The following is a 13,899-nucleotide window of genomic DNA, read 5'->3' on the forward strand; positions in this document are numbered from 1 at the left end:
GATTACCTCGGTCTATGAACATGCGCCGATTGCACCAAGCCGAAGGCCAGCAGCAGCACCAGCATGGCCGAGCCGCCATAGCTCACCATCGGCAGCGGCACGCCGACCACGGGGGCCAGCCCCATGACCATCGACATGTTAACGGCGAAAAAGAGAAAGAAGTTCAGCGCGATGCCAAGGGTCAGCAGGCTTGAGAACCGGTCCTTGTTCTTCACCGCCGAGGCCACGCAGAACAGGATGATCAGCGCGTAAAGCCCCAGAAGGGAGACGCCGCCGACGAAGCCGAACTCTTCGGCCAATGTGGTGAAGATGAAATCGGTGTGTTTCTCAGGCAGGAAGTTCAGCCGCGATTGGGTGCCCTGCATATAGCCGCGCCCCGACCAGCCGCCCGAGCCAAGCGCGATCTTGGACTGGGTGATGTGATAGCCTGCGCCAAGCGGGTCTTGGCTGGGGTCGAGAAAGGTGTCGATGCGGCGGTATTGGTAGTCTTTCAGCAATTGCCACGGTGTCCCGCGCGATTGGAATACGGCGGTGACCAGCCCGATGGCGGCGGTGATGACGGCGGCAAAATAGGCCCAGTGTACGCCCGCGAGGAACATCAGCCCGCCCCCGGCAGTCAGCAGCAGGATCGAGGTGCCAAGGTCGGGCTGTTTCAGCACCAGCGCGGTGGGGATCACGATGATCAGGATCGGCACCAGCACCCAAAAGGGGCGCGAGACCTTCTTGACCGGCAGCCAGTCGTAATAGGCGGCCAGAAACAGGACCAGCGTGATCTTCATCAGCTCCGACGGTTGCAGCCGCATGAAGCCGATGTCGATCCAACGCTGCGCGCCCATGCCGACCGAGCCGAAGAGTTCGACCGCGACCAGCAGCACCAAGGTCGCCCCATAGGCCACGCCCGACAGGTTGCGCCAAAGCCAGATCGGCACCATCGCCACGGTGAACATGATCGCCATGCCCATGGCGAAACGTTTCATCTGCGGTTCGGCCCAAGGGGAGAATGACCCGCCCGCGACCGAATAGAGCATCAGAAAACCGACGCCCGCGACACTGGTCAGCAGGATCGCCAGCGGCCAGTTCATAAAGAGGATCTTGCGCAGCCCTGTGGGGACGGATTTGACCGTATGCTCAAGATAGCTCATGCCTGATCCTCCCCCTCTAGATTGGCGGTGGTCTCGGGCGTGGTGTTGCGCAGTTCCTCTTGCTGGGTGGCGATGCGGCCCCGGTCGGACTTGGGGTAGGCTTCGAGTGGCGGCTCGCCGCCCGCCATGGCCTGCAACATCACGTCGCGCGCAATCGGGGCTGCGGCTGTCGAGCCGCCGCCGCCGTGCTCCACCAATACGCAGGCTGCGTATTTCGGTTTGTCATAGGGCGCAAAGCAGACAAAGAGCGCGTGGTCGCGGCGTTCCCACGGCAGGTCGGCGTTGCTGGTCACGCCGCGGGCGCGTTCGGCGGCGGTGATGTTGCGCACCTGACTGGTGCCGGTCTTGCCTGCCATGCGCATCGTGTCATCGATGATGCGGCTGCGGTAACCGGTGCCGCGGCGGTCGTTCACCACATCGTACATCGCCTTGCGCAATTGGCGCAGATTGTTTTCGTTCAGCCCCATCGGTTCGCCCGCGCCGCTGGGTTGCTCCACCCCGTCGATGGATTTGATCAGCCGCGGCGTCACCGCGCGGCCCGTGGCGATCCGCGCGCTCATCACCGCCAATTGCAGCGGGGAGGAGAGGGTGAAACCCTGCCCGATAGAGGCGTTGACCGTGTCGCCGACGACCCAATCCTCACCCCGGGCCGAGCGTTTCCACTGCTTCGTGGGCGCCAGCCCGCCCGCGACCGACGACAGCGCCAGATCATGTTTGATCCCAAGGCCAAAGCGGTTCGCCATGGCGGTGATCTTTTCGATCCCGACCTTTACCGCCAGATCGTAGTAATAGACGTCGCAGGATTGTTTCAGCGAATGTTGCAGATCGACCCAGCCGTGGCCCGCGCGTTTCCAGCAGTGGAACCGCCGGCCCGCGACTTCCAGATGGCCGGGGCAATAGACCGTCTCATCGGGGGTGACGATGCCCTCTTCTATGGCGGCAAGCGCCACGATCATTTTGAAGGTCGAGCCGGGCGGGTAGGTGCCCTGTATGGGTTTGTTTACCAGCGGGCGGTATTTCGAGTTCAGCAGCGGGTTGTAATCCGCCGAAGAGATGCCGCCGATAAAGAGGTTCGGGTCATAGCTGGGCGAGGAGGCAAGCGCGGCCAGATCGCCATTCTCGCAATCGATGATGACCACGGCGGCGCTTTCCTCGCCCAGACGGGCCTGCACATAGCGTTGCAGATTGGCGTCCACGGTCAGTTGCAGATCGGCCCCGGCCTGCCCTTCGCGCCGCTCCAACTCGCGCATCACGCGGCCCGTGGCGTTGACCTCCACATGTTTGGTGCCCGCCGCACCGCGCAGCAGGTTCTCGGCGCGGGCTTCGACGTTGATCTTGCCGATTTGAAAGCGCGGGATGCGCAGCACCTGATCGGGGTTCTCCAGCGCGTCGAGGTCGGCTTGGCTCACCCGGCCTACACGGCCCACCACATGGGCGAAATCCGCGCCGCGCGGGTAGACGCGGGTCAGGCCCACTTCGGGCGTGACGCCGGGCAGGGCGGGGGCGTTGACGCTGACCTTGCTCACGACTTCCCAACTCACGTCATCAACGATGGTGACGGGCAGGAAGGGGGCAGAGCGCGACATTTCGGTCATGGCGCGTTCGCGGGTCTCCTCGTCGATCTCGATGACTTGGGCGAGCCGCTCCATTACGGCTTCCACGTCGCCCGCATCCTCGCGGACCATGACGATCCGGTAGGAGGGCACGTTATCGGCAAGCTGTATGCCGTTGCGGTCGAAAATCTCACCCCGGGCGGGGGGGATCAGGCGGATGTTGATGCGGTTCTCTTCGGCCAGCAGGCGGAACTGGTCGGCCTGATCGACCTGTAGATAGCGCATGCGCGCGGCCAGCCCGCCCATGAACAGCAGCTGCGCCCCGCCCAAAAGGGCGGCGCGACGCGTCAGGCGCGTGTGGGTTGCATCATTGTCGGCGCGGCTTCGTCTCATCTCATCGCTCCCCGATCACACCCGTTTGCCAAGCGCATCCAGATCGCCCGGCGCGGTCTTGCGCACGCCCATGATACCATGGGTCACCGCCACGATCAGCGGATAAGCGAGCGTTGTCAGTGCCAATTCCGTGAGGTTCAGCGTCAGCGAAGGCGTCGGCACCAGCGCAAGGCTCAGCAAAATCCGGTTGGCAAAGATCACCATGGTCAAGATCACCGCCACGGTCAGCCATTCGGCGGCAAAGCTCGCATCCCGCAGGTGCCGCCCCCGCGATTTGAGGTTCTCGACCCCGATCAGGGCCAGCACCGCCCAAAGGCCGGGCGGGCGTTGCAGCAACAGGTCCGCCAGCAGAAAGACCAGCGCCAGAAAAAGCGAGGGCACGTATTCGGGCCGTCTAAGCCCCCAAGCGCAGGCAAAGCCCAGCAGCAGGTCCGGCCCGGCCCAAGCGCGCGGGGTCGTCTCAAGCGGAAGGAGGTGGAAGAACAGGATCACCAGCGCCAGCGCGACAAAGCTAAGGCGCATGACCCAAAGGCGGCTGCGCGACAGGTCGGTCATGGCTGCACCCCGACCGGCGCTGCCGGATCGGCCAAGGGGCCGTCGGAGGTGATGACATGGGCGGTGTCCGGCACGGTTTCATTGCCGTGATGGCGCAGCACGCGCAGGAATTCCAACCGCTCGTAATCCGCCGCCAGCCGCACGCGCAGCCGCCCGCCCGGATCGGCGGCGACCTGACCGATCAGGATGCCCGCCGGGAACACGCCGCCATCGCCCGAGCTGACCACCCGGTCACCGGGGCGGACCAGCTCGCGGTTCTCGATGAAGTCCAAGGGCGGCGCGGCGCTGTTGTCGCCCGCCACGATGGCCCGCTGGCCCGAAGGCTGGATCGTCGCCGGGATGCGGCTTGAGGCATCGGTCAGCAGGATCACCCGCGCGGTGTTCTTGCCCACGCCCGCGATGCGGCCCACAAGGCCGATGCCGTCCATCGTGGCCCAGCCTTCGACCAGCCCGTCGCGCGCGCCGACGTTGAGCAGCACCGACTGGCGATAGGGCGAGCCGCTGTCGGCCAGCACCGTGCCGGTGATGAAGGTCAGCCGCGGGTCGAGCCGCACGTTGTTGAGGTCCAGCAGCCGGGCGTTCTCTTGCTCAAGCTGAAGCGCCGCCTCTTTCCAGGCCTGCATCTGCCGCAGTTCCGAGCGCAGCTCGCGGTTCTGCTCGCTCAGGCGCTGGTAGCTTTGGAAATCGCGCAAGAGGTTAATGGTGCCGGTGACCGGGGCCATGGCCCAGTCGAGATTGGGCACGAAACGATCCGTCACCTGCGCGCGAAAGCGTTCAACGCGGGGGCTGTCGATGCGCCAAAGCAGGAATATGCCGGTCAGCGCCAATACCAACACGACCAGCAGCAGCCGCCGCAGCGGGCCGGTGAAATCGCTGGAACTGGAACGGTCCTTGGCCATCTGTGCCGAAACTCCCACCCGGTCAGGCGGGGCGTCTTCGCCGCGTGCCGGGTCTGGCTAACTTGCCAGGGTTAACTGTCGTAGTCGATCGCGTGGCGCAGCTGTTTCTCGTATTCCAGCGCTTTGCCGGTGCCGAGGGCCACACAGTTCAGCGGCTCATCCGCGACCGAGATCGCGAGGCCCGTCTGCTCGCGCAGCGCCAGATCGAGGTCGCCCAAAAGCGCGCCGCCGCCCGTGAGCATCACGCCGCGGTCAACGATGTCGGCGGCCAGGTCGGGCGGGGTGGTCTCCAGCGCGGTCATCACCGCCTCGCAGATCTGCTGCACTGGCTCGGCCAGCGCCTCGGCGATCTGGGCTTGGGTCACTTCGATCTCTTTCGGCACGCCGTTCAACAGGTCGCGGCCGCGGATCTGCATCGAGGTGCCGCGCCCGTCGTCGGGCATCCGCGCCGTGCCGATGGAGGTCTTAACCCGTTCGGCCGTGGTCTCCCCGATCAACAAGTTCTGCTGGCGGCGCAGGTAGCTAATGATGCCCTCGTCCATCCGGTCACCGCCGACGCGGACCGAGCGGGCATAAACGATGTCGCCCAGCGACAGCACAGCCACTTCGGTGGTACCGCCGCCGATGTCGACGACCATGTTGCCGGTTGGGTCGGTGATCGGCATGCCCGCGCCGATGGCCGCGGCGATGGGCTCGGCGATTAGCCCGGCGCGGCGCGCGCCTGCCGAGAGCACCGACTGGCGGATCGCGCGTTTCTCAACCGGGGTGGCGCCATGGGGGACGCAGACGATGATCTTGGGCTTCGAGAAGGTCGAGCGCTTGTGCACCTTGCGAATGAAGTGCTTGATCATCTCTTCGGCGGTGTCGAAATCCGCGATGACCCCTTCGCGCATCGGGCGGATCGCCTCGATGCTGCCCGGGGTGCGGCCCAGCATGAGTTTCGCATCCTCACCCACGGCGAGCACTTTCTTGACGCCGTCCTTGACGTGATAGGCCACAACCGAAGGTTCGCTCAGCACGATGCCCTTGCCCTTGACGTAAACCAGCGTGTTCGCGGTGCCGAGGTCGATCGCCATATCAGAGGAGAACAGGCCGCGGAATTGATCGAGGATGGACATAGAGTAGCGGAGCCTTGCAACTATTCGGACAGGCCCGCCTGCATGGGTCCACGCGCGGGCTATTGGCTCTTATAGGGCGCACGGGGTCAGGGTGAAAGGGGCAAGACCGCAAAGGTGGCGCGATATTGCCGCCGCGCTATCATAGAGCGGAATATTTAGGGCGCAGCACAGGCAGAGGACGGCGATACCATGCAGAAGATACAGACACTTGGGGTGCATCACATCACCCTCACCGGGGCGGACCGGCAAAGCTCGATCGACTTTTGGGAGGGGGTGTTGGGGATGCCTTTCATCTTTGACCAGCCCAATCTGGATGATCCGGACGAGGGGCATTTGTATTTCGATCCCGGCGATGGTCGGCTGATCACGATCTTCACCAATGAGAACCGCAAGCGGGTGCACAACCGCACGCCGATGGACCCGGGCTGCGTGCATCATCTGGCCTTCGAGGTGGACCGCGCGATGTTCGATCAGGTGCCCGCGCGGTTGGATGCGCGGGGCATCGGGCATTCCGGCGTGAAGGACCGCGGCTTCATGCATTCGATCTATTTCAAGGATCCGCTGGGGCTGTTGATCGAACTGGCTTGCTACACGTTCATCCCACCGCGCGGGTCGAGCCATGCCGAGGTGATGCTGGAGGCCCACAAGCTGCGCGTGGCGGCGGGGGATGATCATATCCAGCGCCAGCATCTTGCGGATGCGGTGGTGAAGATCGTAGAGCGGGGGCAGGCGTCGCTGAGTGACGATCGCGGGGCGAAGAATCCGTATTGAAGTTGCCACCGGGCCCGGGATCAAGCCGCAGGCGCCGGGCCATCGCCTGACCGCCCGGACGGGGGGCGATTTAGTGAGGCTGGGTATGCCATTTTGAGGGTGCGCCATGGCAGATCAAGAAAGTGGTATGAACTAAGGTTCGGTTCGCCACCCCGCGGGTAGGCGATGCCCTACTTCCATACTGTATACGTAAAAAGGCGGGGTCACCCCCGCCCTATAATTCAACTCACATCTTTATAATTAATCTCGCGCTTGTCCGTGCCGCCCTTCTCGCGCCGCACCAACAGGCGGTTGAGCGCGTGGATATAGGCCCGCACGCTTGCCACCACGGTATCGGTATCCGCCGACTGGCCGGTCACGATCCGGCCCTCTTCCTCCATCCGCACGGAAACCGTCGCCTGCGCGTCGGTGCCCTCGGTCACCGCATGCACCTGGTAAAGCTGCAAACGCGCGGAATGCGGCACCAGCGCCTTAATGCAGTTGAACGCCGCATCGACGGGGCCGTCGCCGGTTTGGTTCGTGGTCTGCTCCGCACCGTCGATCTCAAGCACCATGTCGGCGGTCTGCGGGCCATCGGTGCCGCAAACGACCTTGAGCGATTTCAGGCGAATGCGGTCTTCCTCGGGGTCCGTCGCGGTCCGCATCAGCGCGATGAGGTCGTCTTCGTAGATTTCCTTCTTGCGGTCGGCCAATTCCTTGAACCGCACAAAGACATCCTTGAGCTGGTTGTCGCCCAGTTCAAACCCGAGGTCTTCCAGCTTGGACCGCAACGCGGCGCGACCCGAATGCTTGCCCATGACGATGTTGGTTTCAGTGAGGCCCACGTCCTCGGGGCGCATGATCTCGAAAGTCTCGGCGTTCTTCAGCATGCCGTCCTGATGGATGCCGCTTTCATGCGCAAAGGCGTTCTTGCCGACGATGGCCTTGTTGAACTGCACGGCAAAGCCCGAGACGGCGGCGACCCGGCGCGAGATGTTCATGATCTTGCGGCTGTCGATGCGGGTCTCATAAGGCATGATGTCGTTGCGCACTTTCAGCGCCATGACGACCTCTTCCAGCGCGGTATTGCCCGCGCGTTCGCCCAGACCATTGATGGTGCATTCGATCTGCCGCGCGCCAGCCTCGACGGCAGCGAGGCTGTTGGCCGTCGCCATGCCCAGATCATTGTGGCAATGGGTGGCAAAGACGATCTCGTCCGCACCTGGCACGTTTTCCAGAAGCTTCGCGATCAGATCGGCGCTCTCGCGCGGGGCGGTGTAGCCCACGGTGTCGGGAATGTTGATCGTCGTGGCGCCCGCCTTGATGGCGATCTCCACAACCCGGTAGAGATAATCAAGCTCGGTCCGCGTGGCATCCATCGGCGACCATTGCACGTTGTCGCAGAGGTTGCGCGCATGGCTCACCGTCTCATTGATGCGGTCGGCCATCTCGTCCTTGGTGAGGTTCGGAATGGCGCGGTGCAGGGGCGAGGTGCCGATGAAGGTGTGAATGCGCGGCTGGGCTGCGTGTTTCACCGCTTCCCAGCAACGGTCGATATCGCCTAACTGCGCCCGGGCAAGGCCGCAGATCACGGAATTCTGGCTCTGCCGCGCGATCTCGGAAACCGCTTTGAAGTCGCCCTCTGAGGCGATGGGAAAGCCGGCCTCGATGATGTCGACGCCCATCTCGTCCAAGAGCGAGGCGATCTCAAGCTTCTCGGCATGGGTCATCGTCGCCCCGGGGGATTGTTCGCCATCCCGCAAGGTGGTGTCAAAGATCAGCACACGGTCCTGTTTCGTCATATCTGTCATCCTGGGTTCTTTCTTTGCTGGTATCCTTGGCGCGCAACACATCCCTCTGAGCGGGCGCGCCGAAGGGCACGCTCAGAGGCGGATTAGGTGCAGCAAGTTGGCGCGCAGCAGGCCCGCGCAGTTGCGCGGCAGGGTCGGGATATGGACGGCCTGTGTCATGGCAGTAGTTATACGCCCGTCTTTTCAAATGAAAAGGGGGTGTTGCGGCTTTTGTTTGCCCCTGCGTCAGCGCCGCCTATCTGCCTATAAGCAAGGGAGATCAGGATGCAGCGACAAGCGATACCATGGGCGGCGGCATGAGCGCACGGGTGCTGGTAATTGGGGCCAGCGGCGGGATCGGCGCGGCGCTAAGTGCGGCGTTGCGTGCGCGCGGCGATACGGTGACGGCCCTGTCCCGCACGGGCGATGGGCTGGACCTGACGGATGAGGCATCGGTCAATGCCGCGCTGGAGGGGCTGAGTGGCCCTTTCGACGCGGTGATCGTCGCCACCGGCGCTTTGGAGATCGACGGGGCCACGCCAGAGAAATCGCTGCGTGCCGTCACGCAAAAGGCGATGCTGGATCAGTTCGCGCTGAACGCGGTCGGCCCGGCGCTGGTGCTGCGCCACGCGGCAAGGCTTTTGCCCCGCGACAGGCGGGCGGTTTTCGCCGTGCTTTCGGCGCGGGTCGGCTCCATCGGGGACAACCGTCTGGGCGGGTGGATCAGCTATCGCAGCGCCAAGGCGGCGGTGAACCAGATCGTGCATACCGCCGCGATCGAGCTGACGCGCTCCCATCCGCAGAGCATCTGCGTCGCGCTGCACCCCGGCACGGTCGAGACGCCCTTTACCGAAAAATACCTTGGCCGCCATCCCGCAGTCCCACCAAATGAGGCGGCGGGCAATCTGTTGCGGGTAATCGACGGGCTGACCCCGGAGGAGAGCGGCGGGTTCTTTGACTGGGCCGGAAAGGCGGTGCCGTGGTGAGCCGTTTGATCTTGGTCTTGGGCGATCAACTCTCGCTGAACCTGTCGTCCCTGCGCGCGGCGGATAAGGCGCGCGATGTGGTGGTCATGGCCGAAGTGGCGCAGGAGGCGGAATATGTCCGCCACCACCCTAAGAAGATCGCGCTGGTCTTTGCCGCGATGCGCAAGTTCGCGGGTGCGTTGGAGAAAGACGGCTGGACGCTGCGCTACACCCCCTTGGACGATCCCGAGAATGCGGGTTCCATCGTGGGCGAATTGCTCCGCCGTGCGGAAGAGACGGGCGCGGGTGAGGTGATCGTGACCGAGCCGGGGGAGTGGCGGCTGATCAACGCGCTGACCCACGTGCCGATCCCCACACGGCTTGTGCCGGATGACCGCTTCATCGCCAGCCGCAAACGGTTTGAGGATTGGGCCGAGGGGCGCAAGGCGCTCAGGATGGAGTATTTCTATCGCGAGATGCGCCGCGAGACGGGGTTGTTGATGGAGGGCGACGACCCCGCAGGCGGAAAGTGGAATTTCGACCACGACAACCGCAAACCTCCGAAGGAAGGGCTGGATATCCCCGACCCGCTGACCTTCGCCCCCGATGTCGAGGTGGAGGCGGTGTTGGACCTTGTGGGCGCGCGCTATGGCGACAACTTCGGCGATCTGCACCCCTTTGACTTTGCCACGACGCGCGCGGAAGCCTTGCAGGTGCTGGCGCATTTCATCGCCCACGCCCTGCCGCGTTTCGGCGACTATCAGGACGCGATGCTGGAGGGGCAGCCCTATCTCTTTCATGCGCTGATCTCACCCTATCTCAACCTCGGGCTGCTGGACCCGTTGGAGGTCTGCCGCGCCGCCGAGGAAGCGTGGCAGGCGAGAGACGTGCCGATCAACGCCGCCGAAGGGTTCATCCGCCAGATCCTCGGTTGGCGCGAATATGTGCGCGGCATCTATTTCCTCGAAGGGCCGGACTATGTGGAGCGCAACGTGCTGCGCCACGAGCGGGATTTGCCCGGCTTCTATTGGGGTGCGGATACGCAGATGAATTGCCTGCGTCAGGCGATTGGCCAGACCCAGAAACACGCCTATGCCCACCATATCCAACGGCTGATGGTGACGGGCAATTTCGCCCTGCTGGCCGGGATCGACCCGCATCAGGTGCATGAGTGGTATCTGGAGGTCTACGCCGACGCCTATGAATGGGTCGAAGCGCCCAACACGGTGGGCATGAGCCAATTCGCCGATGGCGGTGTGGTCGCCTCGAAACCCTATGTCTCCTCCGGGGCCTATATCAACCGCATGTCGGATTACTGCAAAGGGTGCAGCTATAGCGTCAGCACCAAGGCGGGGCCGAAGGCCTGCCCCTTCAACCTGCTCTACTGGCATTTCCTTGACCGCCACCGCGAGCGGTTTCAGGGCAACATGCGGATGAAGAACATCTATGCCACTTGGGACCGTATGGACACAGACCGGCGCGCGGCGGTTCTGCGCGATGCGGATAGATGGTTGCAGCGGTTGGACGCGGGCGAGACGGTCTAGGCCGTCTCTGCTTTCAAACGCGGGCCGGGAACGGTTGGCCCCTTGCGCGCCTTCGCCGCCGCCATGCGCCCTGCAATCCTCTGCGCGCTTTGCGGCGCATGGCCCGCTGCCACACAGTCATCGGCGTTGCCGCCGTTCTCCAGCAGGATGCGCAGGATGGCGTCCTCTGCGCGGGCCTCTTCTGTGTCGGAGGCCGGGCTGGGCGCCGGTCCCTGCATCCATGCCCGCGCCGTCTTGCTGCGCCAGTCGCAAAGTGCCCGCACCTCGGTTTGGTAAAGGTCTTTGACCGCGTTAAATTCCCCCGGCAGGGCCACAGTCCCCATGGCGGCGGCGGATTTGTTCTGTGCCGTCAGCAGCATCTCCCCCGCGTCATCGGCCAAGGCGCGCAGCATCAGGCCGCGCAGGGGAGGGGTGAGCGTGTCTGCGCTGACTTCTGCCCCGAGCGCGGCCAGTTCATCCCGCAGCGCAGCGTGCAGATTGTCCGACAGCGGCACGTCAATTTGGCGGACATTCTCGGCCCCCAATGCATCCCGCGCGATTGCCGCCGCGAGCGCGGTATCGTTCCCCTCGGCCTGTTCGATCAGCACCTTGGAAGCGCGGGTTTTGGCAGCGTAGTCCCGCAGCCCCACGACCAAGGCGCGGTAGTCCCGTTCCAGCGCCTCCGGCTGCGGCGCCAAGGCGCTTTCCACGATCCGCCAGCCCTCCGGCCCGCGCTCCAGATCGACATGGGCAAACGCTGTGTCGAAGGCGGGCATCTGCAATGCCAGCTTGCCGCCGGGGTTCAGCGCGAATGTGGCGCCGTCGAAAACCGTCTCACCCTCGCCGCCGGTCATGTTGAGGTGGATCACCGGCAGTTCCGTCTCGATCACCCGCGCGACCATGTGGTTGAGGCGCCGCTCCATCGCGCCGCGCAAATGGGGCGTGGCATGGGGGATCAGCAGCAGTTCGGCCCCCGTCTCGGCCTGCGTTTCGGCCACGTCGCCCTCCCAACCGTCGGCGCCAATGGGGGAACCGATGCGCAGCCCCTCCACCACATAGGGGCCGCTGATCGGTGCGGGATCGAAAAGCGCGCGGGCGGCTGGGGCGTGTTGCAGCACTCTTTGGGCGATCTTTCCGTTCTGAAGGATGAGGTAGGCGTTATGAAGCTTGCCCCCCTCTCCCCAAGGCGCGCCGAGCGCCAAGGCGGGGCCGTCGGCGCAGTCAGCGGCTAACGCCTCAAGCTGCGCCACAACTTCGCGCTGAGAGGAAGGATTTTGCGACAGCCCTTGCGCGTCATGCCCGGTCAGGAAAAGTTCGGGCAGGGCGACCATCTGCGCGCCAGCATCGCGCCCGGCCTGCCATGCGTCGCGGGCCAATGCCGCGTTTCCGGGCAGATCACCGGCGGTGGGGTTCAACTGCCCGAGGGTGAGGCGGAAACGGTCTGGCATGGCAAGGCTCCGGGCTGGCTGGCGTGGGGTGGGTCTAGCAGATCGGACCGGGGGCGAAACCCCCGTGCGCAGAGCTGACCCGCAGCACCGGGTGCGCGGGATCCGCCCAAACCGGCGTGCCCCTCTTGCAAACACGTTGCCTCTGCCCTCTATCACCCGTAACCTCGGGCCAAATGCCACTTAACGAGATCGGGAATTTCCGCCCATGTTGCACCGCAGCCTGCCCCTCTGTCTGATCGCCCTTCTGGCCACGCCGCTTGCGGCGCAGGACGGGCAGGTGCTGACCAAGGAATATGACGACGGCGGCATCTATGAGGGCACCTTTCAAGGCGGTCTTCAGCATGGCACCGGCACCTATAAGCTGCCCAATGGCTATGAATACTCCGGCGAATGGGTCGAGGGGGAGATCAAGGGCGAAGGTGTCGCGCGTTTCCCCAATGGATCGGTCTATGAGGGCAATTTTGCCAAGGGCAAGCCCGACGGTCTGGGCAAGATCACCTTTGCCGATGGCGGCACCTATGAGGGCGAATGGGAAGCGGGCGCGATCATGGGGCAGGGCGTGGCGATCTACGCCAATGGCGTGCGCTATGAGGGCGAGTTTCGCAACGCCAAACACCACGGCAAGGGCGTGATGCAAAGCCCCGGTGGCTATGAATACAAGGGCGATTGGGTCGATGGCGTCAAACAGGGCGTGGGCACGATCACCTACCCCGATGGGGCGGTCTATGAAGGGGAGATCGAAGCCGGCAAACGCAGCGGCGAAGGCACGCTGACCATGCCCGACGGGCTGGTCTATGTGGGCAAATGGAAAGACGGCCAGATCGACGGCACCGGCACGCTGACCCAACCCAACGGCGATGTCTACGAAGGCACGCTGGTCGCGGGGCGGCGTGAGGGCAAGGGCAAGGTCACCTATGAAAACGGTGACACCTATGAGGGCGACTTCAAGGATGACCGCCGCGATGGGCAGGGCACCTTCACCGGCACCGATGGCTATGTCTATACCGGTTCTTGGGTTGCGGGGCAGATCGAAGGCGAGGGGCAGGTGACCTATCCCGACGGGTCGGTCTATGTCGGCACCTTCCGCAATGATCTGGCCGATGGCACGGGTAAAATCACCTATCCCGATGGCTCCACCTATGAAGGCGAATGGGTCGCCGCTGTGATCGAGGGCGAGGGCGTCGCCACCTATACCAACGGCGTGGTCTATGAGGGCGAGTTCAAGGACGCCCGCAACCACGGCCAAGGCGTGATGACCTATGCCGACGGCTACCGCTATGAGGGCGGCTGGCAGGACGGCCAGCGTCACGGGCAGGGCAAGGCGACCTATCCCGACGGCACCGTTTACGAGGGGGCCTTCAGGAACGGCCAGCGTCATGGGCAGGGCAAGATCACCATGGCCAGCGGTTTCGTTTACGAAGGCGAGTGGACCGAGGGCGAGATCGAAGGGCAAGGAGTTGCGACCTATGCCAATGGCGATGTCTATGAGGGCACCTTCAAAGCCGGCAAGCGGCAGGGCAGCGGCACCATGCGCTATGCCAGCGGCGAGGAAGCCTCGGGCGAATGGGAGAATGGCGCGCTGAGTGATGAGGCTGGCGAGGCCGAAGCCTCGGAAGCGGCGGAGGCGGCTTCGGAAGAGGCTGGCGGTGAGGACGCGGCCACCGAAACACCCGCCCCCGAAGACAGCACCGACGCGGATACGTCAGAGGCCACGCCCGCGCAGACCGGCACCGCTGCAGACGGGGGCTGAGCCCCGCCTTTGC

General features: G+C 64.3%; 11 protein-coding genes. 4 read left to right on the plus strand and 7 right to left on the minus strand.

What is annotated here, in order from left to right; genetic code table 11:
* Window positions 1-2 precede the first annotated feature (2 nt).
* The 5 genes from rodA to ACGYLO_RS07585 form a co-directional block, all read right to left on the minus strand.
* Window positions 3-1,142: a rod shape-determining protein RodA gene (gene rodA, locus ACGYLO_RS07565; RefSeq protein ID WP_067265296.1), complete on the minus strand. Its 1,140-nt coding sequence runs from the start codon at window positions 1,140-1,142 to the stop codon at window positions 3-5.
* Window positions 1,139-3,088 carry a penicillin-binding protein 2 gene (gene mrdA / locus ACGYLO_RS07570; RefSeq protein WP_067265293.1) on the minus strand — a complete coding sequence of 650 codons (1,950 nt, stop codon included), beginning with the start codon at window positions 3,086-3,088 and terminating at the stop codon, window positions 1,139-1,141. The genes rodA and mrdA overlap by 4 nt, the downstream gene beginning before the upstream one ends.
* A 15-nt stretch (window positions 3,089-3,103) precedes the next feature.
* Window positions 3,104-3,643, minus strand: coding sequence for a rod shape-determining protein MreD (locus tag ACGYLO_RS07575; protein ID WP_067265291.1), 540 nt, complete (start codon window positions 3,641-3,643; stop codon window positions 3,104-3,106).
* Window positions 3,640-4,542, minus strand: coding sequence for a rod shape-determining protein MreC (mreC, locus tag ACGYLO_RS07580; RefSeq protein ID WP_271688952.1), 903 nt, complete (start codon window positions 4,540-4,542; stop codon window positions 3,640-3,642). The genes ACGYLO_RS07575 and mreC overlap by 4 nt, the downstream gene beginning before the upstream one ends.
* Before the next feature lie 71 nt (window positions 4,543-4,613).
* The gene (locus tag ACGYLO_RS07585; RefSeq protein ID WP_040700660.1) at window positions 4,614-5,660 is read right to left on the minus strand and encodes a rod shape-determining protein; all 1,047 of its coding nucleotides are present in this window, start codon (window positions 5,658-5,660) and stop codon (window positions 4,614-4,616) included.
* A 189-nt stretch (window positions 5,661-5,849) separates the two neighbouring features.
* Between ACGYLO_RS07585 and ACGYLO_RS07590 the strand changes: the two genes are divergently transcribed.
* Window positions 5,850-6,431, plus strand: coding sequence for a VOC family protein (locus ACGYLO_RS07590; protein WP_271688953.1), 582 nt, complete (start codon window positions 5,850-5,852; stop codon window positions 6,429-6,431).
* Window positions 6,432-6,652: 221 nt separating this feature from the next.
* Here the strand turns inward: ACGYLO_RS07590 and ACGYLO_RS07595 are convergent, their stop codons facing one another.
* Window positions 6,653-8,221 carry a 2-isopropylmalate synthase gene (locus tag ACGYLO_RS07595; protein ID WP_271688954.1) on the minus strand — a complete coding sequence of 523 codons (1,569 nt, stop codon included), beginning with the start codon at window positions 8,219-8,221 and terminating at the stop codon, window positions 6,653-6,655.
* A 296-nt stretch (window positions 8,222-8,517) separates the two neighbouring features.
* Between ACGYLO_RS07595 and ACGYLO_RS07600 the strand changes: the two genes are divergently transcribed.
* Window positions 8,518-9,186: an SDR family NAD(P)-dependent oxidoreductase gene (locus ACGYLO_RS07600; RefSeq protein ID WP_271688955.1), complete on the plus strand. Its 669-nt coding sequence runs from the start codon at window positions 8,518-8,520 to the stop codon at window positions 9,184-9,186.
* Window positions 9,180-10,709: a cryptochrome/photolyase family protein gene (locus ACGYLO_RS07605; RefSeq protein ID WP_271688956.1), complete on the plus strand. Its 1,530-nt coding sequence runs from the start codon at window positions 9,180-9,182 to the stop codon at window positions 10,707-10,709. The genes ACGYLO_RS07600 and ACGYLO_RS07605 overlap by 7 nt, the downstream gene beginning before the upstream one ends.
* Here the strand turns inward: ACGYLO_RS07605 and ACGYLO_RS07610 are convergent.
* Window positions 10,706-12,136, minus strand: a complete 1,431-nt coding sequence (locus ACGYLO_RS07610; protein WP_271688957.1) for a nitrilase-related carbon-nitrogen hydrolase — start codon at window positions 12,134-12,136, stop codon at window positions 10,706-10,708. The two genes, ACGYLO_RS07605 and ACGYLO_RS07610, sit on opposite strands and share 4 nt — an antisense overlap.
* A 205-nt stretch (window positions 12,137-12,341) precedes the next feature.
* On the opposite strand from ACGYLO_RS07610, the gene ACGYLO_RS07615 reads away from it, so the two are divergent.
* Complete coding sequence (locus ACGYLO_RS07615; protein WP_271688958.1) at window positions 12,342-13,886, plus strand: MORN repeat-containing protein; 1,545 nt, start codon at window positions 12,342-12,344, stop codon at window positions 13,884-13,886.
* Window positions 13,887-13,899: the final 13 nt, after the last annotated feature.

This window comes from Sulfitobacter sp. 1A13353 (assembly GCF_043557255.1).
GTDB lineage: Bacteria > Pseudomonadota > Alphaproteobacteria > Rhodobacterales > Rhodobacteraceae > Sulfitobacter > Sulfitobacter faviae.